Source organism: Poseidonibacter sp. (assembly GCF_041821165.1).
GTDB lineage: Bacteria > Campylobacterota > Campylobacteria > Campylobacterales > Arcobacteraceae > Poseidonibacter.
The window spans coordinates 1-25120 of record NZ_JBGUES010000018.1 but is presented as its reverse complement, the minus strand read 5'-3'; the positions used below and the strand labels follow the sequence as shown (position 1 = coordinate 25120).

At 26.1% G+C, this 25120-nt stretch carries 30 protein-coding genes; 11 read left to right on the top strand and 19 right to left on the bottom strand.

The window, feature by feature from the left end:
* The 4 genes from ACERKK_RS03155 to ACERKK_RS03140 form a co-directional block, all read right to left on the bottom strand.
* The coding region (locus ACERKK_RS03155) for an ABC transporter permease (RefSeq protein WP_373771627.1) at positions 1-572 on the bottom strand (572 nt) is incomplete at its 3' end.
* A gap of 4 nt (positions 573-576) precedes the next feature.
* Positions 577-1296, bottom strand: a complete 720-nt coding sequence (locus ACERKK_RS03150) for an ATP-binding cassette domain-containing protein (RefSeq protein WP_373771626.1) — start codon at positions 1294-1296, stop codon at positions 577-579.
* Between the two features lie 3 nt (positions 1297-1299).
* Positions 1300-2265 (bottom strand): PQQ-dependent catabolism-associated beta-propeller protein, encoded by a 966-nt coding sequence (locus ACERKK_RS03145; protein ID WP_373771625.1) that lies wholly within the window; start codon positions 2263-2265, stop codon positions 1300-1302.
* A 64-nt stretch (positions 2266-2329) separates the two neighbouring features.
* A complete protein-coding gene (locus ACERKK_RS03140; protein WP_373771624.1) occupies positions 2330-2980 on the bottom strand; it encodes a thioredoxin domain-containing protein in 651 nt (216 codons plus the stop codon).
* A gap of 153 nt (positions 2981-3133) precedes the next feature.
* On the opposite strand from ACERKK_RS03140, the gene ACERKK_RS03135 reads away from it, so the two are divergent.
* Positions 3134-4285, top strand: a complete 1152-nt coding sequence (locus ACERKK_RS03135) for an ABC transporter substrate-binding protein (RefSeq protein ID WP_373771623.1) — start codon at positions 3134-3136, stop codon at positions 4283-4285.
* A gap of 3 nt (positions 4286-4288) precedes the next feature.
* Positions 4289-4768: a DUF302 domain-containing protein gene (locus ACERKK_RS03130; protein WP_373771622.1), complete on the top strand. Its 480-nt coding sequence runs from the start codon at positions 4289-4291 to the stop codon at positions 4766-4768.
* 10 nt (positions 4769-4778) lie between these two features.
* Here ACERKK_RS03130 and ACERKK_RS03125 read toward each other — a convergent pair whose 3' ends face one another.
* Genes ACERKK_RS03125 through ACERKK_RS03115 form a run of 3 tightly spaced genes read right to left on the bottom strand, consistent with a single transcriptional unit; the run spans position 4779 to position 7211 of the window.
* Positions 4779-5495, bottom strand: a complete 717-nt coding sequence (locus ACERKK_RS03125; protein WP_373771621.1) for an ABC transporter ATP-binding protein — start codon at positions 5493-5495, stop codon at positions 4779-4781.
* A gap of 4 nt (positions 5496-5499) precedes the next feature.
* Positions 5500-6234, bottom strand: a complete 735-nt coding sequence (locus ACERKK_RS03120; protein ID WP_373771620.1) for an ABC transporter permease — start codon at positions 6232-6234, stop codon at positions 5500-5502.
* 5 nt (positions 6235-6239) lie between these two features.
* Entirely contained in the window at positions 6240-7211 is a 972-nt protein-coding gene (locus ACERKK_RS03115) for an ABC transporter substrate-binding protein (protein WP_373771619.1), read from the bottom strand.
* Positions 7212-7350: 139 nt separating this feature from the next.
* Here ACERKK_RS03115 and pedF point away from each other — a divergent pair, with 139 nt between their 5' ends.
* The 4 genes from pedF to ACERKK_RS03095 are packed head-to-tail and all read left to right on the top strand — an operon-like array spanning position 7351 to position 10347.
* Positions 7351-7767 carry a cytochrome c-550 PedF gene (gene pedF / locus ACERKK_RS03110; RefSeq protein WP_373771618.1) on the top strand — a complete coding sequence of 139 codons (417 nt, stop codon included), beginning with the start codon at positions 7351-7353 and terminating at the stop codon, positions 7765-7767.
* Positions 7768-7770: 3 nt separating this feature from the next.
* Positions 7771-8637: a substrate-binding periplasmic protein gene (locus ACERKK_RS03105; RefSeq protein ID WP_373771617.1), complete on the top strand. Its 867-nt coding sequence runs from the start codon at positions 7771-7773 to the stop codon at positions 8635-8637.
* Between the two features lie 11 nt (positions 8638-8648).
* On the top strand, positions 8649-9407 hold the full coding sequence (locus ACERKK_RS03100) for a quinoprotein dehydrogenase-associated SoxYZ-like carrier (RefSeq protein WP_373771616.1): 759 nt from the start codon (positions 8649-8651) through the stop codon (positions 9405-9407).
* A gap of 10 nt (positions 9408-9417) precedes the next feature.
* Positions 9418-10347: a quinoprotein relay system zinc metallohydrolase 1 gene (locus ACERKK_RS03095; protein ID WP_373771615.1), complete on the top strand. Its 930-nt coding sequence runs from the start codon at positions 9418-9420 to the stop codon at positions 10345-10347.
* Between the two features lie 16 nt (positions 10348-10363).
* On the opposite strand, the gene ACERKK_RS03090 is transcribed toward ACERKK_RS03095, so the two are convergent.
* The 3 genes from ACERKK_RS03090 to ACERKK_RS03080 all read right to left on the bottom strand — a co-directional run bounded on the left by ACERKK_RS03090 (position 10364) and on the right by ACERKK_RS03080 (position 13817).
* On the bottom strand, positions 10364-11800 hold the full coding sequence (locus tag ACERKK_RS03090; RefSeq protein WP_373771614.1) for a leucyl aminopeptidase: 1437 nt from the start codon (positions 11798-11800) through the stop codon (positions 10364-10366).
* Positions 11801-11929: 129 nt separating this feature from the next.
* Positions 11930-12997: a class II fructose-bisphosphate aldolase gene (gene fbaA, locus ACERKK_RS03085; protein ID WP_373771613.1), complete on the bottom strand. Its 1068-nt coding sequence runs from the start codon at positions 12995-12997 to the stop codon at positions 11930-11932.
* Positions 12998-13007: 10 nt separating this feature from the next.
* Positions 13008-13817, bottom strand: coding sequence for a peptidyl-prolyl cis-trans isomerase (locus tag ACERKK_RS03080; RefSeq protein ID WP_373771612.1), 810 nt, complete (start codon positions 13815-13817; stop codon positions 13008-13010).
* Positions 13818-13996: 179 nt separating this feature from the next.
* Here ACERKK_RS03080 and hsrA point away from each other — a divergent pair, with 179 nt between their 5' ends.
* Both hsrA and ACERKK_RS03070 read left to right on the top strand, forming a co-directional pair.
* A complete protein-coding gene (gene hsrA / locus ACERKK_RS03075; protein ID WP_373771611.1) occupies positions 13997-14680 on the top strand; it encodes a homeostatic response regulator transcription factor HsrA in 684 nt (227 codons plus the stop codon).
* Positions 14681-14708: 28 nt separating this feature from the next.
* Complete coding sequence (locus ACERKK_RS03070) at positions 14709-16004, top strand: ATP-binding protein (protein ID WP_373771610.1); 1296 nt, start codon at positions 14709-14711, stop codon at positions 16002-16004.
* A gap of 4 nt (positions 16005-16008) precedes the next feature.
* Here ACERKK_RS03070 and ACERKK_RS03065 read toward each other — a convergent pair whose 3' ends face one another.
* The 7 genes from ACERKK_RS03065 to ACERKK_RS03035 all read right to left on the bottom strand — a co-directional run bounded on the left by ACERKK_RS03065 (position 16009) and on the right by ACERKK_RS03035 (position 20769).
* A complete protein-coding gene (locus ACERKK_RS03065; RefSeq protein ID WP_373771609.1) occupies positions 16009-16437 on the bottom strand; it encodes a CoA-binding protein in 429 nt (142 codons plus the stop codon).
* A 65-nt stretch (positions 16438-16502) separates the two neighbouring features.
* Positions 16503-16787, bottom strand: a complete 285-nt coding sequence (locus tag ACERKK_RS03060; RefSeq protein WP_373771608.1) for a TIGR03643 family protein — start codon at positions 16785-16787, stop codon at positions 16503-16505.
* Between the two features lie 92 nt (positions 16788-16879).
* Positions 16880-17926: a DHH family phosphoesterase gene (locus tag ACERKK_RS03055; RefSeq protein ID WP_373771607.1), complete on the bottom strand. Its 1047-nt coding sequence runs from the start codon at positions 17924-17926 to the stop codon at positions 16880-16882.
* Positions 17926-18324, bottom strand: coding sequence for an Rrf2 family transcriptional regulator (locus ACERKK_RS03050; RefSeq protein WP_373771606.1), 399 nt, complete (start codon positions 18322-18324; stop codon positions 17926-17928). The genes ACERKK_RS03055 and ACERKK_RS03050 overlap by 1 nt, the downstream gene beginning before the upstream one ends.
* A 143-nt stretch (positions 18325-18467) precedes the next feature.
* The gene (rpsO, locus tag ACERKK_RS03045) at positions 18468-18740 is read right to left on the bottom strand and encodes a 30S ribosomal protein S15 (RefSeq protein ID WP_373771605.1); all 273 of its coding nucleotides are present in this window, start codon (positions 18738-18740) and stop codon (positions 18468-18470) included.
* Between the two features lie 82 nt (positions 18741-18822).
* Positions 18823-19794, bottom strand: coding sequence for a GTP 3',8-cyclase MoaA (moaA, locus tag ACERKK_RS03040; protein WP_373771604.1), 972 nt, complete (start codon positions 19792-19794; stop codon positions 18823-18825).
* Between the two features lie 57 nt (positions 19795-19851).
* On the bottom strand, positions 19852-20769 hold the full coding sequence (locus ACERKK_RS03035; protein ID WP_373771603.1) for a glycosyl transferase: 918 nt from the start codon (positions 20767-20769) through the stop codon (positions 19852-19854).
* Positions 20770-20849: 80 nt separating this feature from the next.
* Between ACERKK_RS03035 and ACERKK_RS03030 the strand changes: the two genes are divergently transcribed.
* The 3 genes from ACERKK_RS03030 (at position 20850) to cobA (ending at position 23335) form a co-directional block, all read left to right on the top strand.
* Complete coding sequence (locus ACERKK_RS03030) at positions 20850-21515, top strand: Crp/Fnr family transcriptional regulator (RefSeq protein ID WP_373771602.1); 666 nt, start codon at positions 20850-20852, stop codon at positions 21513-21515.
* Positions 21512-22510: a type IV pili methyl-accepting chemotaxis transducer N-terminal domain-containing protein gene (locus ACERKK_RS03025; protein WP_373771601.1), complete on the top strand. Its 999-nt coding sequence runs from the start codon at positions 21512-21514 to the stop codon at positions 22508-22510. Before ACERKK_RS03030 ends, ACERKK_RS03025 begins: the two co-directional genes overlap by 4 nt.
* Positions 22511-22603: 93 nt before the next feature.
* On the top strand, positions 22604-23335 hold the full coding sequence (gene cobA, locus ACERKK_RS03020; RefSeq protein ID WP_373771600.1) for a uroporphyrinogen-III C-methyltransferase: 732 nt from the start codon (positions 22604-22606) through the stop codon (positions 23333-23335).
* Positions 23336-23392: 57 nt separating this feature from the next.
* Here the strand turns inward: cobA and ACERKK_RS03015 are convergent, their stop codons facing one another.
* Complete coding sequence (locus ACERKK_RS03015; RefSeq protein ID WP_373771599.1) at positions 23393-24733, bottom strand: ShlB/FhaC/HecB family hemolysin secretion/activation protein; 1341 nt, start codon at positions 24731-24733, stop codon at positions 23393-23395.
* 27 nt (positions 24734-24760) lie between these two features.
* The coding region (locus tag ACERKK_RS03010) for a transposase (protein ID WP_373771598.1) at positions 24761-25120 on the bottom strand (360 nt) is incomplete at its 5' end.

The following is a 25120-nucleotide window of genomic DNA, read 5'->3' as shown; positions in this document are numbered from 1 at the left end:
GCAGAAGATAAGAAAAACATTGGAAAAATTACAAAATTCATAACAGAAGCAAAATTTTCTAATTGTTTTATTACTGATGATATAAAAAGAGCAAAAGCATTTAATATAATTGATGTAAATAAAATCACAGGAACTGCTAAAAAATATCCTAAGATTGGAATATCAATTCCATAAAGAAATGCAATAAATAAAAAAACCATTGCTTGAATAGTTGATACTATTGCTGTTGCAAACATTTTACAAAACAATAAGTAAGACCTTGAAATATTTGAAGTTAAAAGTATCTTCATAGATCCCATTTCTCTATCAAAAATCATTGAAAGTGAACTTTGCATTCCATTAAATAAAAGAATCATCCCTACAAGACCTGGAACGATATATGTTTCATAAGTAATGTATGTTTCATAAGGTGGAATAATTGCCAAACCAAGTGCTGATTTAAATCCAACTGAAAAAATAAATAACCAAAGCAATGGTCTTACAAGTGCAGAAAAAAATCTACTTTTTTGTTTTACAAAACGAAGTAATTCTTTATATATAATTCCTAATGCACAATAATATAACTTTTTCATATAATCACTTTGTTAAAGATTCAAAAACTTCTGTTAAAGAATCTTTTTTATTTTCTGAAACTATTTCACATACAATTCCTGAAGTAATAATTTCACCTTTTTTTATAATAACTACCTTATCATTTTCATCAATTTCATCAAATAAATGAGTAATCCATAAAACAGAAATATTTCTTTTTTTTACAATCTCTTTAATATACGAAATTATGCTATATCTTGTTTTTATATCAAGTCCAGAAGTAGCCTCATCAAGCAATAAAAGTGATGGTTCACCAATTAAAGCTCTTAGAATTTCTACTCTTCTTCTATGACCACCGTTTAAATCACGAACTCGTACATCAAGTTTATTTTCTAATTCTAAAGTTGATAATTCATCTTTTATAGAAAGCATTGTTTCTTTAAAAGATATCCCTTTTAAAGCACCTGAAAACACTAGATTTTGTTTAACAGTCAAATCCAAATCTAATGTTGGTTCTTGAAAAACTATTCCAATATTTTCTAGTGCTTTTTTATAATTTGAAATAGAATAGTTATTTATTAAAATATCTCCAGATTGTAATTTTAATAATCTTGTAATTAATGCGAAAAGTGTTGATTTTCCTGCACCATTAAGACCAAGTAAAACTAAAAAAGAACCTTTTTTTATATTAAGACTAACATTTTTTAAAACTAAATCTTTTTCATATTTATAAGATATATTTCTAATTTCAAGTTGATTTATCATATTTTAACTTGCAGGTTTAACTGCTATTCCCCATGGAAATCTTCCAACTTTTACTGTTTTTTTAACTTTTAAACTCTCTACATCAATAATTGATATATCTCCACTTACACCATTTGCAGCATAAAGTTTAGTTTCATTATCAGAAAAGTCTAATTGCCAAACTCTTTGTCCTACTAATAGATATTTTATTACCTTGAATGTTTTAGCATCAATTACAGCAACATGATTTGCAGGTCCTAAACCAACAAAAGCATATTTTCCATCACTTGTAAGTTTTATACCAACTGGTTGAATTTTATCTTTATAAACACCTGGAATTTTAAAAGTTATTCTTTTTAAATTTTCTCTTGTTTTTGTATCAATTACAGTAACTGTTCCACCAATTTCAGATGATGCCCATACTCTATCTCCACTTTTTGAGAATTCTATATGTCTTGGTCTGTCATCTACTAATGTATTATGAACAATTTTATAAGTATCTGTATCAATCCAATGTAAGAAATTTGAAGTTTCTGTTGAGTTAATTACAATTTTTCCATCAGGACTAACAGCAACTCCTTCTGGTTCAATCCCTACTTCTATTTGTGTAATAACTTCTTTTTTTACTGTATCAATTACTGTTAATATTGCATCATCTTCATTTGCAACATATAATTCATTCTTTTTAGGATTTAAATCAAACTGCTCAGGATCTTCTCCTGATGGTAGATTATAGATAATTTTTGAAGTTTTGATATCTAATACTTGAACTGTGTCATCATCACTAGCACAAATATATAGTTTTGTATAATCTTTATTAAAAGTAATACCTCTTGGACGTTGTCCAACTTGTATTGTTTGCTCAACTTCTTGTGTAATTGAATCAATTACAGAAAGTGTATTATCTTTTTCATTTGATATATATACCTTATCAGCATTTAATATTGTAGTTAAACCTAATAGTGGTAAAAGATATTTAATTTTTTTCATATAGTTCCCCTAAATTTATTTAGGAAAAGTATACATTAGGTTTATAGCCTGAATATAGGTTAACTTATTTTTTATTAACTTCACTTTCTACTAAAGCTAATAATTCTTTTAAAGATAAAACTGCCAATTTTTTTCCATTTACAAAAACAGCAGGTGTTCCTCTTACCCCTAATACTCTTGCATCCATATTATCTTGGTTGATTATTGCTTGTATTTTTGTATTATTCATATCAATTTTTAATTTCTCAATATCTAAGTCATTAATTGTTTTTAAAAAATTCCATTTTAAATCTGGGTTTTCAGAATTAAAAGCTGACCATAAATCTTGCTTATCAAATAGTACGGCTAAAACTTCTTTATATTTATTTTGGAATCTTGAAGCTTCTAAAATTTTTATAATTTCTTCAGAATTTCTATGATTTGGCAAATACTTAATTACTAAAGCTATATCTTTATTATATTTATTAAACATTTCATTTATCATTGGATAAAACTGTTTACATGGATAACACTCAGGATCTATAAACTCTACTACTATTACATTTTTTTCATTCTCACCAAACGTTATAGAATATTCTCTTTGAAAGATTGTGTCATTTTTTGAAGTTACATTTTCAATTTTCTTAGATTCATTTTTTTGATAAAAATAAACTGCACCTTGAAATAAAATAAATAATATAAATATTGACATTAAAATTGTTTTTATATTCTTCATTTATAACCTTTTTTATAAATATTAGCACAAACCTTTAAAAAATATATCAAAATATAGACTTGAATTTATAAAAATTAATAAATTTATAGATTATGAAACATACCTATATTCATGCTATATTTATTCTGTATACTTAAATAAAAAAGGCTAATTATGAATAAAATATTGATATTTATGATTTTATTTACATCATTTATAAAAGCTAATGTTTTAGATATAAACATCTTATATTTAGAAGAGCAAATCAAAAAACCACCAACTTTATCAAATGTGATTGAAGAGCCAAAAGATAGTGCACTTAAGGGAATTGAACTTGCAATAAAAGATTCAAATAGAAATGCTAGGTTTTTAAATCAAAAGTTTATTTTAGAAAAAGAGATATCTTATAATCATGAAGATTTAATAAATAAATTAAATCAATGGACAAATAAAAACAATACATTTGTAATCTTAAATGTTCAAACTAAACTTTTAAATGAATTATTAAAACAAGAAAAAGCTAAAAATGTTATTTTTATAAATGCAACAAATAATTCAACACAACTAAGAATGAATTCATGTAATAAAAATCTTTTACATACAGCTCCTAGTGATGCAATGTTAAGTGATGCATTAATTCAATTTTTAGTAAAAAGAAATTTGAAAAATTGGCTTTTAATAAAAGGAACAAACCCAAAAGATATTGAAATAGCAGAGTCTTTAAAAAATTCTGCTAAAAAATTTGGTGGAAATATTTTAGAAGAAAAAACATGGAAACTAAATGCTGATATTAGAAGAAGAGCTCAACTTGAAATACCTGCATTTACACAAGGTAAAGATTATGATGTTGTTTTAACAGCTGATTATTATGGAGATTTTGGAGAGTATTTATATTTTAATACTTGGTTAGCAAGACCAATAGCAGGGACACAGGGCTTACAGGCACTTACTTGGCATAAAGTAATTGAACAATGGGGTGCAGCACAATTACAAAATAGATTTGAAAAACATGCAAAAAGATGGATGAATTCAAAAGATTACTCAGCATGGCTTGCAACTCAAATTATAGTTTCTGCATTAAGTAAAACAAAATCTTTAGATAAAGAAACAAATTTAAAGCTTTTTTATAGTGATAGTTTTGAAATAGGTGCATATAAAGGTAGAAAACTTAGTTTTAGACAATTTAATGGACAATTACGTCAACCTATATCTTTAGTTCATCCAAAGGCTTTAGTATCAACATCACCTCAAGATGGTTTTTTACACCCTACTAATGATTTAGATACTTTAGGTGTTGCTTCATTCCAAGTAAGTTGTAAGGAATAAAATATGTTTAATATAAAAAAGCATATCTTGATTTTATTTGTATTATTTCTTACTTTAAATCTACAAGCATCTTATATAAAAACTGTAAATGATGACTATATTACCTATGATGTAAAAGGAAAATATTCTGATATATCATTTACAATCTTAGATGAAATAGAGCAAAATGGTTTTATATTTGCATATAGAGCAAAAATCGGAAATGCTTTAAAAAAAATATCATCACATTATAAAAAAGAAGCAGTATTTACAAATGCTGAAAAAATAGGTTTTTGTAAAATGTCTTTAACTTTTGAAATGATGGAAATAAATCCTAATAATATAATGTATTGTCCATTAAGTATTGCCATTTATGAATTAAAAGATAAAAAAGATGAAATAAGAATTATTTATAATTTAGCTAAAAATCTACAAAAAGATGAAAAAATAATGAATAAAGTAAATCAAACAGTAGTAAAAATGATTGAAAATTCAATTCAATAGAACATAAGTTCTATTGAATTTTACCAGATAATAATAAAGGATATTTCTCTAATATTTCTAACTTATGTTTTTCAATTTCTAATGATTCTAAATCTTGCGTAAAATCAATCTCTTTTTTATAATCTAATACTACTTTCATAGGTTTTGAATCTAAAAAAACTATACGATTTGATAAAGAAATAGCCTCTTTTAAATCATGTGTTACAAAAATAACTGTAGGCAAATATTTTTTATAGAATCTTATAAAATCTGCTCTTAAACTTTGAGCTGTTGGATAATCAAGTGAAATAAATGGTTCATCTAAAAGTAAAAGTTTTGGTTTATTTATAAATGCACGAACTAAGGAAACTCTTCTTTTCATTCCTCCTGAAAGTTCTTTAGGAAAAGAATAAATATAATCTTTTAAACCAATATCACTTAATAAACTTATAATATCTGCTTCATTTTTTTCTTTAGAAACTAACATAATATTATCAAATACACTAAGCCATGGAATAATTCTTGAATCTTGAAACATAAAACCAATATCTAAATCTTTTTTATTATCAAGACTTATTTCCCCATTATACTCTTTATCAAGATTTGAGATAATATTTAATAGTGTAGTTTTACCACAACCTGAAGGTCCAATTATTGATATAAACTCACCATTATGTATTTGAAGTTTTAACTTACTAATTATTTGTTTATTTTGATAGTTTTTATTTTCTATATTAATATTCAGCACTTTACTATCTCCATTGATTTACTTTTTTTTCTAAGGGTCTTAAAATATATGATTCTATAATCAAAATTACAATAATAAATGCAGTTGAATATGCCAAAATACTTGTAATATCAAAAAATTGGAAAAACATTGATAATTGAAATCCCATACCTGAGCTTCTACCTAATAACTCAACAACCAAAACTATTTTCCAAATAAGAGATAAACCTGTTCTTGCACTTGCCATTAAATATGGATAAATTTGTGGTAAATAGATTTGTTTAATTCTCTGCATTTTTGAGATATTATAAATTTGTGCTATTTGTATATATTTTTTATCCATAGCTCTTGCACCTTCTCTTATTGTTACAATAACCATTGGAACTTTATTTATAATAACTGCAAGTAATAGTGCAAAATCTGTTAATCCAAACCAAATATAACAAATTATAATAGTAACTAATGCAGGAATATTTAAACCAATAACTAATAAAGTATCAAAAAAAGAATCTACTTTTTTATAAATACCCATTAATATTCCAAAAAATACACCTATTATCATAGCAACAGAAAATGCTATTAATACTCTATATAATGTAATAGCAAGATGCTCAAGAAGTTCACCATGAAATGTATGTTCATATAAACTTCTAAATACATTAATAGCTGTTGGAAAAACATCTGAATTTATCAAGATAGCTAAAGCCTGCCAAATAATAAAAATACTAAGAAATGAGATAAACTTTGTTTTTGATTGCATTAGTTTTACCATTTAATATTAGGTGAAAAGTTCCAAAAAATATCTTCATTTAAAGTTTTACTTTTTCCAACTAATTTTTCACCACCCTCTTTATATAAAATTTCAAATACTTTCGAAGCAGATTTAATATTTTCTTGTGAATAATCTTTTACAATTCCCTTTTTATAACCTTCTTTTAAAGAATCAAATTCACTATCATTTTTTGCTTTCATTAGTGGTCTAATTTTATCCCATTGTAAAGATGAATCTAATAGCAACTTTTTACTTTCATAAGATGCTTGTAAAAAGTTATTTATTAATTTAGGATTTTTATTTGCAAAATTTGTATCAAAAATCCAACCAACTAAAGGAATATCATTTTTTATATCAAATTCTTTAAAAATTTCTTCAACTCCAATTAATCTTTTAATATTATTTTTATCTAATTTAGCGTTGTAATGCCAAAAATTCATTGCTCCAAATATAGATTTATCTGAAACTTTTTTATATAAAATTGGAGGAGCTGCATAAATTTCATTTATAATATTTTTTAAATCTTGATTATATTTATATTTACTATATGCCTGAAATAGTATCCATGTTTTATCTACACTACCACCTGCAATTCCAATATATTTATCTTTTAAATCTAAAAGTGTTTTAATATTCTCATTATTTTGAATATAAAGTGCGCCAATTGCTTTAGAATATGGGTAAAAACTCATATGTTTTCCATTTGCTTTTTGTCTATTTACCCAAACCCAATCACTAACAATAATATCAACAGTTTTTGATTGTAATGCAATTGCTACAGCATTTTTTGAAGCTAACTTAACAACTTCTAATTCAAAGTCATTTTTTTTATCTAAAGCATTATTTTTTAATACTTCTAATTCCCAATTAACAGTTCCGTAAGCTAATACGCCAACTCTTAATTTTTCTTGTGCATAAATGTTAAAATTAAACAATAAGACAATAATCAATAATTTAATTTGCATAATAATCCTTTATTAGTAAAAATTATTATATTAGAGTTATATAGCCTAAATATAGCAAAAAACAAATAATTTATAGCGCTATAATCAGGCTATAAAATGATTATATACTTTCGATTATGAAAACAAGAAAAGGACATTTATGAAAAAAATAACTAAACTAGCTTTCGCATTATTTGCTTCAACAACATTTGCATTTGCACATGGAGATGTAAGCCCACAAGCAGTTGAAACAAAAGGTTTAAAAAATATTGCTGAGGACGTAATAGTAAATCCATTTAGAGGTAATGAATTAGCAATGGAAATTGGAAAAGGTGCTTATAATACTAACTGTGCTAGATGTCATGGTTTAGGTGCTGTTTCTGGTGGTATAGCACCTGATTTAAGAGCATTAGGTGGACCTGATGATGATACAGATGAATACTTTATTGGAAAAGTACAAGATGGTGCTGTTAGAAATGGTAATGTTTATATGCCTCCATTTAAAGATGTTTTAACTCCAACTGCAATTTGGACAATTAGAGCATGGATTGAAACTTTAAATAGTGATGATTTATAGATTATGATTTATAAAATTACATTTCTAATCTTAATACTAATCTCAAATATCAATGCAAGAACTATTGAAGAAATAAAAGAATCAGGAAACATAATAATTGCAATATATGAAAACTTTCCTCCTTATTCATTTATTGAAGATGGTGTAGAAAAAGGTATTGATATTGATTTAGGTAAAGAAATCGCTTCTTCTTTAGGTGTTAAACCTATATGGTATTGGACTGGTTCTGATGAAAATCTTGAAGATGATTTAAGAAATGTAATTTGGAAAGGTCATATCATACATAAGACAAAAGCTGATGTAATGCTTAGGGTTCCTTATGATTATGAATTTATTAGACAAAAAGATAAAACAACAGGTGCTTTATCTAATGAATTAGTAGTTATGAAAGCTCCTTATCATGCTGAAAACTGGGTAATTGCTACAGATAAAAGTAAAATTGAAAAACTAAATAGTTTAGCTCAATTTAAATATAACACTGTTGGTGTTGAATTAGATACTTTACCTGATGCCCATTTAACATCATCTTTTCAAGGTCAACTTAGACCTAATGTTAAACACTATGTTTCAATAGAAACAGCAATTAAAGACTTAAAAGATAAAAAGCTTTCAGCAGTTGCAGGATTAAAATCACAACTTGAATACCTTTTAGATTTTAATAAAAATCAAGATAAATACTTTATGAGTGAAAAAATTGATTATGTTACTTCAAAATGGGATATTGGAATTGCTGTAAGACATGATTTTAGAGCATTAGGTTATAAAATTGAAGGTTTTATTGATCAATATCATAAAGATGATACATTAAAAAATATATTTAAAAAATACAATGTTACATATGAAAGTCCAATAGTTTTAAAAAATAATTAAAAAGGCATATTATGGAAAATAGATTTACAAATATTGTAAAATTATTGTTTATGATTTTATTAATTAATCAACTAACTTACGCAAAAGACCCACTAAATTCTCCTGTATGGCAGGAGACTATAATAAAAATGATTGGAGAGGAAAAGTATATTTTTGATGATAAAAATATACAAATAAATGTCCCATCATTTGCTGATAATCCACTACAAGTTCCTATATTTATTGATGCAAGTAAAATTGAAAATGCAAAAAGAATGGTAGTTTTTGCTGATTTAAATGCAATCGTAAAAATTGCTGATTTTGATTTGTTAAAAATGAATCCAATTTTATCATTAAATATTAAAATTGCCCAAGGAACACCTTTACGAGCTGTTGTTTTAGATAAAAATGGCTTATGGCATGTAGCAAGTGCACAAATAAATAGTTTTGGTGGAGGTTGTTCTGTTTCATCAGTTGCAAGTTCTGTTTCAAACTATGAAGATTTATTAGGTCGTACAAAAAGTAATATTTGGAAAAATAATGAGTCATATAGAATAAAATGGTCTGTTTTCCATCCTATGGAAACAGGTTTTTTTGTAGGAAATCCTGAATTTTATATCTCTGATATAAATATTTTATCAAATAACCAATCAATAGGTAAAATGAAAATTTATGCTTCTGTTAGTGAAAACCCTAGAATTCTTTTAGAAACAAATGAAGGTAATGGAACATATAAAATTGAACTTTTAGATACAGATAGTAATGAGTATAATTTTACTACAAAATTATAAAGGTTGAAAAATGATTAATATAAAAAAGATATCAATATTTCTACTTTTAAGTCTTACTTTATTTGCTCAAGACTTTGATTATAAATTAAAACCAATAAAAATAGCAAAAAACACTTATTCACTTATTGGAGAAACAGAATTTTTTTCTGTAAAAAATGGTGGTAATATTTCAAACTCATCTTTTATTATTACAAAAGAAGGTGTTATTGTAATTGATACAGGTTCTTCATTTAGATATGGACAACAAATGCTTGAAGCAATAAAAAAGATTACAAATAAACCTATTAAAATGGTAATAAATACACATCATCATCCTGATCATTTTTTAGGAAATCAAGCTTTTAAAAATTCTACTATTTTAGCTAGTGAATATACAAAAAATGATATTTCTAATAATGGTGATTTATATATTATAAATTTATTAAATCTTACATATAAATGGATGAATAAAACAGAAGTAAAAGCTCCTAATAAAACCTTAAAGCCTTTTGTTGATAAATATATAAAACTAGGAAAACATAAACTAAAAGTTATATATTTAGAGGGTCATACTGATTCAGATATTGCATTATATGATGAATATACGAAAACTCTATTTGCATCTGATTTAATTTTTTATAATAGAATTGCTGCAACACCACATGCAAATATTGAAAAATGGATTATCTCTTTAGAAAAATTAAGACAAGTAGATTATAAAGTTTTAGTTCCAGGACACGGTCCTATATCATATAATAAAGAGCCATTTGACCAAATGAAAAGATATTTAATTTATTTAGATAATACTCTTAAAGAATCTGCAAAAAAAGGTCTTAGTGTATTTGAAATACTTCAATTAAATAAACCAGAAGAATTTAGAAACATGGATATGATAAAAGATGAATTTGAACGATCTATTATAAATCTTTATCCAAAATATGAAAATGCTCTAATGAATTAAATAGTAGGAATTCCTACTATTTATCCAATTTTTTTATAAAATCTAATGTAAGTCTTACACCAGAACCTGTTGCTCCAAATGAATTATAAGCCCATGGAGATTCACTATATGCAGCACCTGCAATATCTAAATGAAGCCATTTTTTCTTATTCTCTTTTTTTATAAAATTATCCAAGAATAACCCAGCTGTAATAGCTCCACCTGCTCTTGAACTTGAACTATTTGTAATATCTGCAATTTTACTTTTTATCATAGCTGGTAAATATCTATTAAAAGGAAGTACTCCAATTAATTCACCTGAACTATCTGCAGCTTTTTGCATTTTTGTTTTTAATTTATTACTATGTCCCATTGTTCCAATAGTTTGATTTCCAAGTGCAACAATACAAGCTCCAGTTAATGTTGCATAATCAAAAATATAATCAATATCTTCAATTTCATCTTGTGCATAACATAAACAATCAGCAAGAACTAGTCTTCCTTCTGCATCTGTATTTCTTACTTCTATTGTTTTTGCATTTTTAGCAACTAAAACATCATCAGGTTTAAAGGCATCTGCACCAATCATATTTTCAACAGCACCAATAATACCATGTACTTCATATTGACAATTTAATGCTTTTAATGTATTCATAATACCTAAAACTGCACTACCACCACTTTTATCACATTTCATAGAAACCATAAATTCTGCTGGTTTTAAGCTTAAACCTCCACTATCATAAGTCAAACCTTTTCCAACTAAGACAATCTTTCCTTTTGGCTCTTTTGGCTTATATGATAGATGTATAAGCTTTGATTCATGTCTTGAAGCACGACCAACACTTAACATAGCATTCATTTGATTTTTTAATAAATATTCTTCCCCATGAATAATACACTCTAAATTATCTCTTTTTGCAATCTTTATTGCATCTTCTGCCATTATTTGAGGATAATAATCTTCAGGAGGTGTATTAACTATATTTCTAACCATATTAACACTTGATGTAATAGCTAAAATATCTTGAAGTTTTTTATTTAATGAATTAATATCTTCTTTTGAATTTTGTGTACATATTAAAATTTTAAATGTCTTACTCTTTTTATTTTCTGATTTATATTTTGTAAATTCATAATTACCTAAAACTAAACCTTCAACCATATCTTGAATATTTAACTCTTTTTTATCTTGTAGTAAATTTATTTTAATAGTACTAAATTTAAATTTTTTGATTGTTCTAATTGCAGTTGAAAATGCAATCTTTAAATCCTCTTTTTTTAAAACCGTACAAGCAATAAAAAGTTTTTTTGTATTTGTATGAAAATACGCATCTGATGATTTAACATCAAAATTGATTTCTTTTAATATTTCTTTCTCTTTTTTGTTTAAATTTTTAATATTTTTAACTAAAACAATTTCAACATCAAATTGTTTTTTTTCAATATCATTTTTTAGTAGTTTTATATTCATAAGTATCCTTTTTATAGGCATTATTATACGTTTTTTTTAAGTAAAAAGATAGGAATTTAATAAAGAAAGGAAAAAAGAGAAGCTAAAGTAAATTAACTTCTCTTTTTTTTAATATTTGTTAGTTTTTTATTAGTTTTTGTTAATACCACAAAGATCAGAATAAGCAACTTCTAATCTTGCAATCATTGATTCTTGTGAAGCTCGTAGCCACTTTCTTGGATCATAATAAGACTTATTTGGTTTATCTTCACCATCTGGGTTACCGATTTGACCTTGTAAATAATCATGGTTTTTAGCTACATATTCTCTAACACCATCCCAAGTTGCCCATTGTGTATCTGTATCAATATTCATTTTGATAACACCATACTCAATTGCTTCTCTAATTTCGCCTAATTCAGAACCTGAACCACCATGGAATACAAAATCAACAGGTTGTGCTGATGTTGAGTGTTTTTCTTGAATAAATTTTTGTGAATTTTCTAAGATCTTTGGACTTAATACAACATTTCCTGGCTTATAAACACCATGAACATTTCCAAAAGATGCAGCTATTGTGAAGTTAGGACTTACTTTGCTTAACTCTTCATAAGCATAACATACTTCTTCAGGTTGAGTATATAATAAAGCATTGTCAACTTCTGAGTTATCAACACCATCTTCTTCTCCACCTGTAATTCCAAGTTCAATTTCAATCATCATATCAAGTTCAGACATTGTTTTAAAATATTCAACACAAGTTGCAATATTTTCTTCTAATGGTTCTTCTGATAAATCTAACATATGAGATGTATATAATGGTCTTCCTGTTTTAGCAAAGTGTGATTTCCCAGCTTTTAATAAACCATCAATCCAAGGTAATAATTTTCTTGCAGCATGATCTGTATGTAAAATTACAGGAACTCCATAAGCAGCAGCCATTGTATGAACATGAATTGCTCCACTAATTCCACCTAAGATAGAAGCATCTTCAGTTTTTAAACCTTTACCTGCATAATAACTAGTTCCACCATTTGAAAATTGTACAATGATTGGCGAATTAACTTTTGCAGCTGCTTCTAATACAGCATTTACTGAATCTGTTCCTACAACATTTACAGCAGGTATTGCAAATTTATTTTCCTTTGCATAAGCAAATAATTTCTTTGCCTCACTTCCTGTTAAAACTCCTGGTTTAACTACATCTAATACACCCAATATATTCTCCTTATTTAATTACAATTTTAGCTTTTTTTCTAAGCTCATCAGTTATAGATTTAACTCTTTCGTTATATTCGTTTCCTAATAACATTTGTGAGATTTTACCTTTTACTTCATTAAAAGATAATGATTTAGATTCTACTTTATCAACTAAATATATAACATGGTAACCAAATTGTGTTTTTACAGGTGCTTGAGAATATGTTTTTTTCTTTAAAGAAGACGCAGCAGTAGCGAATTCTGGAACCATTTGATTAGCTGGGAACTTACCTAAGTAACCACCTTTAACTCCTGTTGGTCCAACTGATTTTTCTTTTGCTAATTCAATAAATTTTGCTTCTTTATCTTTTGCTTTATTTAATGATTTAATTAAATCTTTTGCTTCTTTTTCTGTTTTTACTAAAATATGTCTTGCTTCTAAGTTAGCAGGCATTACAAATTTTTCTTTATTTTCATCAAAAAATTTCTTTTGTTTTTCTTCACTTACATCAATTTTTGCAACTTCATTTTTTTGCCAAACTTGAAATGCTAAATCTTGTTTCATTTTTGCTAATGCATCTTTGTAAGCTGGATCTTTTTCAATTCCATCTTTTACTGCTTTTTGAGATAATAATTTTTTATTAATTATTTCATTTAATACCCTTTTTTGTGCACTATCAGGTAATTTAGAAAAATCTATTCTTGGATCTTGTAAAACTAATGCAATATCAGCTTGTGTAATTTTTTCTCCATCAACTGAAGCATAATAATCAGCTGCATTTAACGATATTGTTGATATTGCTAGTGTTGCTACTAGGCTTAAAACTATTTTTTTCATACTAATCCTTGGGTATTTTATTTGGCTTAATTTTATCAATTATATATTAATAAAAAGTTAATCTATAAAAATTATTAACGAATTTTGAAATTTAGCTTAAAAAGCCTTTAAACTTTCTCTTTTTTATGGTACAATTCCGTCAAAATTTAAACTTAACTTAAATTTAAGGGATAGAATTTATGAGAATATTAATTATTGAAGACGAAATAACTTTAAATAGAACATTACAAGAAGGACTAAGTGACTTTGGATACCAAGTAGACACAGCTGAAAACTATAAAGATGCTGAATACTTTATTGATATTAGAAATTATGATTTAGTTTTAACTGACTGGATGTTACCAGATGGTGACGGTATTGAATTATGTAAAATTGTTAAAAATAGAAGTTCAAGAACTGCTGTTGTAATCATTTCTGCAAGAGATGATAAAGAAAGCGAAATTGAAGCACTTAAATCAGGTGCTGATGACTATATTAAAAAACCATTTGATTTTGATATTTTACTTGCAAGAATTGAAGCTAGATTAAGATTTGGTGGAACGAATGTAATTGAAATTGATGATTTAATCATTAATCCAGATGAAGAAAAAATCGAATATGCAGGTAATGAGATTGAATTAAAAGGTAAACCTTTTGAAGTTTTAACTCACTTAGCTAGACATAGAGATCAAATTGTTTCAAAAGAGCAATTATTAGACGCAATTTGGGAAGAGCCTGAATTAGTTACTCCAAACGTAATTGAAGTTGCTATAAATCAAATTAGACAAAAAATGGATAAACCATTAAATATTGCAACAATTGAAACAATTAGAAGAAGAGGATACAGATTCTGTTACCCAAATAAAACAGATGAAGTAAAATAAATTTAAATAATTTATAATAAAGAGTAAAATGGAAGCGAAGAGTATATACAAACAGTTTTATACAAAACTAATTATTGCTACTTCGCTTTTTATTATTACTCTATCTTTTATATTTTACTCATATACAAAACGTACTGTTTATGAAAATATTCAAAAAAGTATGTTATTAGATGCAAAAAACATTCATAAATCATCAATCGCAGAATATACAAAATCTCAAAAATTTCAAGCACTTCAAAGTAGAAATACTACAATTGATTTAATAAATAATATCAATCTTAAAGATTATAAATTTTATATCTATGAAAAAGGGAATAATTATTTTATAAAACTTTTATATCCATTTGATATGAAAAATAGAAAATTTATTGAAATAAAAAGAAATATAAATTTTGAAAGAGAACTTTTATACTCAATTATTTTCAAAAACCTATTTATATTAGCAATACCTGGTTTTATTTTAATGCTTTTATATTCACTTGCAGTTTCTAGGTCTCTTTTAAAACCAATTTTACAAATTAATAAAAAACTATCAAATATGGATGAAAATTCACTAACTAAAATTGATAAAAAAGATTTACCTATTGAGTTTCATTCACTTGCTAACTCTATTAACTCTTTAACAAATAGAATTGAAACCTATGTAAAATTTAAAAAAGAACTTTTTATTGGTGCTGCACATGAACTTAAAACTCCACTTGCTGTTATGAAATTGAAAAATGAAGTAACACTTAGAAAGCAAAGAGATACAGAAAAATATGAAGAAACTTTAAAACTTACAATTAAACAAATTGATGATATGAATATTATGATATCTTCAATCTTAGATATTGGACGTGCAGAAGGTGCTCAGTTTGAACAAACAACAGAATTAGATTTAGTTGAATATATGAAAAAAAAGGCTAATGATTATAGAATGCTTAGTGCTCAAAAAAATATAATTATTACATTTTTCTCAAATGTAAACTTTTTTAATACTTCAATGCAAGTAACTTTATTTAATCAAATATTACAAAACTTTGTACAAAATGCTATTAAATTTACTCCTGATAATAAATCTATTTCAATTAGATTAAAAAAGACAAAAGAAAAAATCATTATTACAGTTTTAGATGAAGGTATTGGTATCAATGAAGATATTGATTTATTTGCACCATTTAAAAGAGTTGGTACACAAAGTGGTGTTGGATTAGGTCTATTTTTAGCTAAAAATGCAGCAGATGCATTAAGAGCAAAAATTTCTATTAAAAATAGAAAAGATGGTAAATCTGGATGTATCGCAAAGTTAATACTTAACAATCCATCCAATAAAAAAGAAATTTAAAATTTTAGAATAAACTTCTATGTTCAATCTTCGTACATTTATTTTGTACTACTTTTAATCCTGCTTCTTTTGCTTTTTGTGCAGCTTCATTATTTACTAGACCTAATTGAGTCCATACTGTATCAATATTTCCTATTTCAATAATTTCATCAACAATACTAGCAATTGCATTTGGTTTTCTAAAAATATCTACCATATCAATTTTAAAAGGTACTTCACTAAGTGATCTATACACTTTTTCACCTAATATAGTTTCTTCTTTTGGATAAATAGGAACTATTTTAAATCCAGCACTTTGAAGATATTGTGCAACCATATTTGAAGCTTTGCTTTCATCTGGTGATAAACCAGCGATTGCAATTGTTTTTGTATTATTAAAAATTTCTAATATTTCTTTATCATTTGAGTTAACACTTGGAAATTCACAATCCATTTTACATCCTTTGTATTTTTTTAAATTATATCAAATTCACATAAATTAACAGCTAAAAAAAAATTTTAATATGGTCCTTGAAATCTAATCTGTTTATGATCACACTTTTTATTGTGTTTTGTAATTCTATTACTTATTCTTTTAGACCATCTTTTATAGGCTTTTTTTGATAATAAACTTCTTAATTTCTTTTTTACTTGATTTTGTGTTAGACCATACTGTAAATATATTACTTCAAAAGGCATTCTATCTTGCCAAGCCATTTCAATAAGACGATTTTCATCAACTTCTTCAAAGTTTTCATCTCGTTTTTTATAAGGTTTTAGTTTGATTTTTCTTTTATAATTCATGAGTTTTCCTAATAAATATATATTTAAAAATATTATCTTAAATATATATCTTTTAGTATTAGGAAAGTGTTAGTTTATCGAGTTATTTGATACTATAAAGCATCTAGTTTTTTTTGAACGTATTTTTTTACATCATCATAAATGATAGTTTCTTTAAAGTCATCAAACTTTGCTCCACTTGCATTTACGTGACCTCCACCTTTTGCTAATTTTGCAGCCATTAAAGCAACATCAACTTTTCCATCAGCTCTAAATGAAGCATTTCCTTTTCTTCCAACATCAATAAAGAAATCATAATCAGGATTTGCTTTTAAGAAGGCATTTGCAGGAATTGATATTGAGCCTAAAGTAAATGTTAAAAGTCCCTTGTGCTCTTTGTATGTAACTGTTAGAGTATCTTTTATTTCATCTAAAGTTTTTACAAGGAAACTTGCTGATAAGTTATCTAAAGTATTGTTTTTTTCATCAAGTTTTAAATACTCTTTTTTAATTGAATGTAATTCATTATCAAGCTTAATATTTCCATCTATTTCATCTAAGAATCTTGTAGATTCTTTTAATAAATGGATTCTATAATCTCTGTTTTCATTTGCAAATAAAGTATTATTTATCTCTCTTGCTTTTGAAACCATCATTAATAAAACTTTTCCAAATTCAAAATTTTTAGTTTCATGATCTAACCAAATATCAATAGCATTTACAGCATCAACTAAAGGACTTAACCATTTTTTAGTATCTTCATCAAAAGCATTATAATTTTCTACAAAATAATCATAAACAATTTTAGTAGCACATCTAGTTAAATCTAAAAAATACCAATCATAAGTATCAGCACTTTTTTGACCACTTGCATGATGATCTAATAATTGAAGTTTTATTTTAAAACCTTCTTCTATTAGTTTATTAATATCTTTATTTAAATCTTTTGATTCTTGATTAGTTAAGTTTAAATCAGAGATTAAAAGTAGAATTTCTTCATCTTTATGCTCTAAAATATCCTCTAAAACTTTTTTAATTGTAAGTTTAACTTCTAAACCATAGTTTGCATTATAAAAGAATCCTTTTTTAAAGTACTCTTTTGTAATAAGTTGGCAACAATATCCATCTAGGTCTGTATGTGAAATATGAAATAAGGTCATTATGATATATCTTTTAGTGTAAGTTCTTCTAAGAATCCATTTATTCTTGATTGTAGGTTATTTAATAAAGGCCAAATTGTACAAAGCATACCTTTTTGACTTGGACAATTTTCAACAGCAGGTGAGCATTCAAATACTGATGGTATTTTTTCTTCTGCAGCTGTTGTAATTTCTAATATTGTAATTTCATCATAAGGTTTATTTAATGCAAATCCACCATTTACACCTCTATGCGATATTACTATCTCATGTTTTGCTAGATTTTGCATAATTTTTGCTAAAAATGATTTTGAGATATTTAATTCTTTTGATAATACATCTACGTTCTTTGGATTATCACTTTTTGCAATAGAAATCAAAGAAAGAAGTGCATATTCACTCTTTTTTGTTAATAACATTTATATCCTGATATATTTTATTACTTGTATGATACATAAACTATTATTAAGAGTCGTAATTATAGAAGAGTAATTGCTAATTTTAAGCAAAAAAAAAGGGTCATAGAAAATCTATGACCCTTTTTTTATAGTAGAAGCTAAAATTACTTAGCTCTGATTCCTAAAGTAGATACTAATTCAGTAAATTCAGTAAAGTTAGTTCTTCTTAAGTATTTAAGAAGTCTTTTTCTTTTTCCAACCATTTTTAATAGACCTAATCTTGAAGAGTGATCTTTTTTATTAATTTTTAAGTGTTCTGTTAAAACTTTAATTTGTTCTGTTAAAATTGCAATTTGTACTGAAGCTGAACCTGTGTCACCCTCTTTTTTTGCAAACTTTGCTACGATTTCTGCTTTTAAGTCCTGATCTAAAGCCATGTTGACCTCCTAATAGGTATATGTTATTCTCACTTGATATAAAGTGGACGCGAATTATACTTAACTTTATATTAAAATATAATTAACCGCCTGTTTCATAAAATGCTCTTGTTGATGTTTCATTATCATCTTTTACAGACCATTTATTTTTTTCTGGTTTATCAGCAAGCACTTTTTTTAATATAGCAACTGCTTCATCAATCCTATTATTTTGAACAGCATCTTTTATACTCATAGCATCTTCAAAGTATAAACAAGGAATTAAAAAACCTTCTGCTGTAAGTCTTATTCTATTACAAGCTGCACAAAAATCATCTTTATGAGGTTCTATTATTCCAAATTGGTATCCATCTTCTAATTTATAGTATTGTGCAGGTGAACTTGTATCTCTTGGCACTTCTTCAAAGTTTTTATATTTTCTTGAAATAATTTCTTTCATTTCATCTGAATTTAAACCCTTAGCACCCTCTTTTGCATGATGATTTTCCATAAACTCAATAAATCTAATTGTATATCCTCTTTCTTTACAGAAATCTAATACATCAGTAATTTCTTGGTCATTTATGCCTTTTATAGGTACACAATTTATTTTGATTTTTAATCCTGCATCATCTGCTGCTTGAATACCTTTTAATACAGTTTCTAATACATTTTTTTGTGCGATTTTAGCAGCAACATCTGGTTTTAGCGTATCTAAAGATATGTTTATTCTTTTAAGTCCTGCATCTTTTAGTTTTTGTGCAACTTTTGGAAGTAAAAAACCATTAGTTGTTAAAGCTAAATCGATATCATTTTTATAATCATAAACCATTTTTATAAATTTATCTAAACCTTCTCTTAATAATGGTTCACCACCTGTGATTCTTACTTTAGTGATTCCTTCATCAATAGATACTTTAATAAATTTAAATAAATCTTCATATGAAAGTAAATTCTCTTTTGGAACCCATGAAAATGGCTTTTCAGGCATACAATATTGGCACCTAAAATTACATCTTTCTGTAACTGAAACTCTAAGATAATCTACTTTTCTTCCATGTCCATCTATTAGCATTTGTTTTTCCTTCTTTTATTGTTAAAAGAGTAATATAATTTTACTTAAACGGTCAAATTAATTTAACCGTTCCCATGCTTCTTCTAAAGTTTTTACTCTATTTGCAAAGACTAAATATAATGCAATATTAAATTTAGCAAGTTTTAAAATCTCTTCACTTGGATTTTTTACGATTTCTAAAGCTTCTTGTAATGAAATATTTTCATAAGTTTTATCGTAAGTAATTCCAAAATCTTTTAAGCTAAATGGTACTTCAATAATTTCACCATTTACTTCTTTCCAATATTTTCCATCTTTAAATACTTCAGGACTTCCTTCACTTGCTTTTACAACTAAAATAGTCTTATAGTAATCTTTAAACATTGATAAATATTTTTTAACATAAGGCTTATGAAATGCAGTTGTAACACCATATTCACTTAATGATGGGTTCAATAACTTTTCAACAGTATTAAATACAGTTCTTAATCCTAATTCATGTCTTAAAGGTGTAATATCACTCAACTCCTTTAAATATTCTACTCTATTAAAAAAATATACGTATGATTTTATGTTAAGAGAATCAAACATATCTTTTGTTGTAATTCCTACTTTTGCAGGTTGAAGTAAATCTCCTGAAATCACAAGATTTAGTTCTTTTATATCTTTATTGTTTTTATGAAATTCTTGTAAAATATCCTCATAAAGTGGAAATAAAAATGGATTATTAGTACGTCCATCAAAAGAATATCCTAATTCTAAAGAATTCTCAATTTTTTTTGTTTTTACATATTTTTTTAAAGCTTTAACACAAGCTTTTAGTTCATTGTCTGATTCTAGTTTTGTTCTCCATCCTATTAAGAATGCACCAATTTGTGCAGGTGTAACCTTATTTTGCAAAATTAAATCAATAGCATCTATAACTTCATTTTCTTCTAATTCTCTATTACCTTTTGGTCCTGTTCCAACAGCTTTTATATACTTTTTAAAACTCATTTAATACCTTGTTTCATATCATTTAATTTATAATTTCACTAGGATAATATACAATTGCTTAAACAATAACAAGGTCTGACGTGAATATACAAGAGACTATTAACAAAATAAGTTTTTTTGATAGCTTAGAAGAAACACAAAAAGAAGAATTATCAAATATATCAAAAGTTAAACACTATCCTAAAAATTCTATTCTTTATTATGAGAGTGAAGTTAGTGATGAAATAGTCTTTTTAGTTCAAGGGCTTATAAAAATTTATAAACTTGATAAATTTGATAATGAAATATTTTTATACCATATTTATAAAAATAGTATGGTTTCAGAACTATCCTCTGTTAAACAAGATACTATTTACTACTTCTCAAATGCAGAATGCAAAGAAGACTCCTATATTTTATCTATTAATTTTAAAAAATTTCAAGAACTTTTTTTATCAAAAAATATTCTAACAATGGAGTTAATGGAAATTTCTCTTAAAAAAACTCATCAATTACAAGGTATTTTAAATAGAGAGTTAGTTTTTGATGCAACAGCAAAAGTTGCATTTATGCTAAACCAAGATTTAGATATGTTTAATCAATTAAAAAGACAAGAAGTTTCATTTATGTTACATATTCAACCAGAAACTTTATCAAGAGTTTTAAAAAGATTATCAAGAAGTGGAACTATTATTATTGAAAATGGTAATGTAATTATAAAAGACAAAGAATCATTAGAATCATTATTTAAAGGGGTAGGTATATGAAATCAGGTGCAATTAGTACTAAAATAAGGATAATTGGAGTATTTTTTATCATGCTTATGATAAGTATTATTCTTACAACTGTTTATCTAAATGAAAAAAATAGAAAAGATGCACGAGTAATTGATATTGTTGCAAAAGAAAGAATGCTAAGTCAACAAATATCTAAAAACATTTTTTATATTTACCATAATACAAACCATTCATTTACAGAACTTAATAATGCAAGTAAAGAGTTTATTTTCAATCTTAATTCATTGAAAAATGGAAATAAGCAAATAGGTATTTTAAAAGCTCCTACAAAACAAATAGAAGAACAACTAAGAAAAGTTGAACTATTATGGAATGATTTTAATTTTAATATTACTAAATTCAAAGAACAAATTTTAATAAAAAACAATCAAAATGATGAACTAAAAGATATTGTAAATACTATTTATAATACAAATAATACTCTACTTCAAGAAGTAGAAGCATTAGTATTATTATATGTAAAATATACAGAAGAAAAAACAACAAATCTTAGATATATTGAGTATTTTTTTGGACTAAGTATAATACTTTTAATGTTTTATAGTTTTATTCAACTAAAAGCAATTGAAAATAACGCAAAAAAGTTTTTTGAATTTTCGCAAAATTTAGTACAAGCTTCAGATGATACGCAATTAGAACCAATTAAAATAGAAGCTGAAAAAGAGATAGTTGCTGCTAGTAATACAATTAACTGCTTTATTGATAAGATTAATTCAGCTATGAATTATTCAGCTAGTGCAATTGAACAATCAGAAAATGCCTCAATAAAATTGGAAGAAATCACAGATGAGTTTGATAAAGTTATTCATGAATTAACTCACTCTTCTGATATTTTAATGCAACTTAATAAAAGTGAAGATATGGTTATTCAATCTCAAGATGATCTTATAAATTCTACAAGAAAATTGCAGTTATTAAAAGACCAATTAGATAATTTATTAACATTTTGTAAACCACAAAAATAGTAATTAAAATATATAATGATATAATCACGGCTTTAAAAATAAACGAAAATATTATACATACAATATAATTTTATACGAGGATAAAAAATAGAAATGGCAAAAGTATACCTAACAGGTGCAGGTCCTGGTGATATAGAATTAATGACAGTAAAAGCTGCAAGAATTGTAAAAGAAGCAGATATTATTATTTATGATAGATTAGCAAATCCTAAGATTTTAGATATGGCAAAAGAAAATTGCGAATTAATTTATGTAGGAAAACAAAATGGAAAACATTCTGTTCCTCAAAATGAAATCAATGAAATGATTTATCAAGCAGCTTTAAAACATGAAACTGTTGTAAGATTAAAAGGTGGTGACCCTTTTGTATTTGGAAGAGGTGGAGAAGAAGCTATTTATCTTTATCAAAGAGATATAAAGTTTGAAATAATACCAGGCATCACATCTGCTATTTCAGTTCCTGCTTATGCTGGTATTCCTGTAACGCATAGAGGTGTAACTACATCTTTTAGAGTTGTAACAGGACATGAATCAGCTGATAAAAAAATATCACAAATAGAGTGGCAAAGTTTTTTAAATAATGAGACATTAGTATTTTTAATGGGCTTTCATAATATCGAACTAATTACAACAAATTTAATGAAATATGGGAAAAGTAAAGATTATCCATGTGCAGTGATTTCAAAGGGCTCAACACCTGATCAAAAAGTTGTAGTTTCTACATTAGAAAATATTGTAGAAGATTCAAAAGGAATACCAACACCTGCTATTATAGTTGTAGGAGAAGTTGTAAAATTAAGAGAACAACTTAAGTGGACGTATTAAATTATCATAAAAAATATAGAGTAAATATTACTATTTACTCTATAAAATTCCAAAATGCTAAAAAACCCAACCAGCTTGAACTAAAAATCTATTAGAATAATTATTCTCTGCTGTAACATCATGTGCTATATTATGAGCTAAATGTGTATTTACAAACATATCTTTATATGATCCATAATATCCTATACCTATTGATTGTAATGTTTTTGATTTTTCATTAGTTATATTTCTACTCATAAATGTTCTACCTACATCATAAAATACACTAACGGATGAGTTTAAATCTTTAAAGTTTGGCAAGGCATATAATAGTTCTGTACTTAATATATATCCATTTTCTGCACTTGCTTCACCATCTGGGTAGAATTTAACTCCATTTATCCCACCAATACTTAAATCTTGACTTCCATCTAGGTTTTTATTTCCTAATGCGTATTGCATTTGAAGTGAATTTTCCCATTTTAATTTATCAGTTAATTCAAAGTCTTGACCCAATTCAACATTTATTTTAGAGAATCTTCCATTTGTTTTAGCACCTGCTTCATCTAAATCTTTATCTGATTTATCATCAAAGTTTAGATCTCCAACAGTTAAAGACAAACCAGCTCTTGTTTGAGAATTCTTATTTAAAAATACTGAATCTTTTGTATAATCTGTTCCTACTTTTAGAACATAAGAATCTTTTTTTGTTTGAGTATTTGTTGATTTTATTTCATCACTCATTTTATTATAAGAAACATCTGCGTATACATTTAGGTTTTCTAATCTTGATCTTATATATGGGTAGTCTACTCTTAAAGATACACTATCAGAATTTCCAACTGCATCTAAGTTTTTATAAGTACTTCCTAATTCATATGCAGTTTTTGAGTAACTTATTTCACTTCTTAAACCATTAGCATGTAAAGGAAATTCATAAGCTACTCTTCCATTTAAAAGTCCTGCATCTTCTGAGCTTAGAGCAGATAAAGATAGTTTATCACCAATTTTAAAAGGTGAATTTATATCAGCTCCTGCCATGATTCTATGTTTTCCTGTATATTGAGAACCATAGTTATCACCTAAGATATAACCTGAGTATTTTTTACTAGCATCTGCTCCTATTAAAAAGTCACTTGTTCCTACTTTTTGTCCTGGTCTTACTTCTGCTTTACTTATTTGTACTCCAGGAGTATCATTAATAATTAACATTGCTCTTTCAAGAGTATTAGTTGATACTATATTTTGATCTTTTATATTATCTAAGTTTGATTGTAAAACTGAATCTTTTACAAGTGAGTTATTCTCTAATACAAACTCTCCATAGTTTCCTTCTATTACACTTATTCTTAGGCTATTTTCTTGATTAAAGATATTTTGTTGTGGGATATATGCACGTGCAACGAAGTGATATAGCAACCCTAAACAGGACAAATAAATAATTATCTACGCAGCCATTTCGATTTGTAACATTTCCTCCTCAAAATTATTTGGTGACAAGTAATTAGTATATGAATGTCTTCTCTTCCTATTATAAAAAATTTCAATATATTCAAACAACATTTCATTTGTTTTGGATTTATTTTTTAAACTTTCTTGATAAAAAAGTTCTGTTTTTAAAGTATGAAAAAAACTCTCAGCAACAGCATTATCCCAACAATTACCACTTCTACTCATACTTTGAGTTATATTGTTCTTTTTTAACAATTGTTTAAAAGAATTGGATGCATATTGTGTTCCTCGGTCAGAATGAAATATTAATCCTTTATTAGGCTTTCTAGTTATAATTGCCATCTCTAGTGCATC

Excerpts from the sequence above, each read along its gene's own strand:
- ACERKK_RS03150 (WP_373771626.1), bottom strand. The coding sequence starts at position 1,296 with ATGATAAATCAACTTGAAATTAGAAATATATCTTATAAATATGAAAAA.
- ACERKK_RS03145 (WP_373771625.1), bottom strand. The coding sequence starts at position 2,265 with ATGAAAAAAATTAAATATCTTTTACCACTATTAGGTTTAACTACAATA.
- ACERKK_RS03140 (WP_373771624.1), bottom strand. The coding sequence starts at position 2,980 with ATGAAGAATATAAAAACAATTTTAATGTCAATATTTATATTATTTATT.
- ACERKK_RS03135 (WP_373771623.1), top strand. The coding sequence starts at position 3,134 with ATGAATAAAATATTGATATTTATGATTTTATTTACATCATTTATAAAA.
- ACERKK_RS03130 (WP_373771622.1), top strand. The coding sequence starts at position 4,289 with ATGTTTAATATAAAAAAGCATATCTTGATTTTATTTGTATTATTTCTT.
- ACERKK_RS03120 (WP_373771620.1), bottom strand. The coding sequence starts at position 6,234 with ATGCAATCAAAAACAAAGTTTATCTCATTTCTTAGTATTTTTATTATT.
- ACERKK_RS03115 (WP_373771619.1), bottom strand. The coding sequence starts at position 7,211 with ATGCAAATTAAATTATTGATTATTGTCTTATTGTTTAATTTTAACATT.
- pedF (WP_373771618.1), top strand. The coding sequence starts at position 7,351 with ATGAAAAAAATAACTAAACTAGCTTTCGCATTATTTGCTTCAACAACA.
- ACERKK_RS03105 (WP_373771617.1), top strand. The coding sequence starts at position 7,771 with ATGATTTATAAAATTACATTTCTAATCTTAATACTAATCTCAAATATC.
- ACERKK_RS03100 (WP_373771616.1), top strand. The coding sequence starts at position 8,649 with ATGGAAAATAGATTTACAAATATTGTAAAATTATTGTTTATGATTTTA.
- ACERKK_RS03095 (WP_373771615.1), top strand. The coding sequence starts at position 9,418 with ATGATTAATATAAAAAAGATATCAATATTTCTACTTTTAAGTCTTACT.
- ACERKK_RS03090 (WP_373771614.1), bottom strand. The coding sequence starts at position 11,800 with ATGAATATAAAACTACTAAAAAATGATATTGAAAAAAAACAATTTGAT.
- ACERKK_RS03080 (WP_373771612.1), bottom strand. The coding sequence starts at position 13,817 with ATGAAAAAAATAGTTTTAAGCCTAGTAGCAACACTAGCAATATCAACA.
- hsrA (WP_373771611.1), top strand. The coding sequence starts at position 13,997 with ATGAGAATATTAATTATTGAAGACGAAATAACTTTAAATAGAACATTA.
- ACERKK_RS03070 (WP_373771610.1), top strand. The coding sequence starts at position 14,709 with ATGGAAGCGAAGAGTATATACAAACAGTTTTATACAAAACTAATTATT.
- ACERKK_RS03065 (WP_373771609.1), bottom strand. The coding sequence starts at position 16,437 with ATGGATTGTGAATTTCCAAGTGTTAACTCAAATGATAAAGAAATATTA.
- ACERKK_RS03060 (WP_373771608.1), bottom strand. The coding sequence starts at position 16,787 with ATGAATTATAAAAGAAAAATCAAACTAAAACCTTATAAAAAACGAGAT.
- ACERKK_RS03055 (WP_373771607.1), bottom strand. The coding sequence starts at position 17,926 with ATGACCTTATTTCATATTTCACATACAGACCTAGATGGATATTGTTGC.
- ACERKK_RS03050 (WP_373771606.1), bottom strand. The coding sequence starts at position 18,324 with ATGTTATTAACAAAAAAGAGTGAATATGCACTTCTTTCTTTGATTTCT.
- rpsO (WP_373771605.1), bottom strand. The coding sequence starts at position 18,740 with ATGGCTTTAGATCAGGACTTAAAAGCAGAAATCGTAGCAAAGTTTGCA.
- moaA (WP_373771604.1), bottom strand. The coding sequence starts at position 19,794 with ATGCTAATAGATGGACATGGAAGAAAAGTAGATTATCTTAGAGTTTCA.
- ACERKK_RS03035 (WP_373771603.1), bottom strand. The coding sequence starts at position 20,769 with ATGAGTTTTAAAAAGTATATAAAAGCTGTTGGAACAGGACCAAAAGGT.
- ACERKK_RS03025 (WP_373771601.1), top strand. The coding sequence starts at position 21,512 with ATGAAATCAGGTGCAATTAGTACTAAAATAAGGATAATTGGAGTATTT.
- cobA (WP_373771600.1), top strand. The coding sequence starts at position 22,604 with ATGGCAAAAGTATACCTAACAGGTGCAGGTCCTGGTGATATAGAATTA.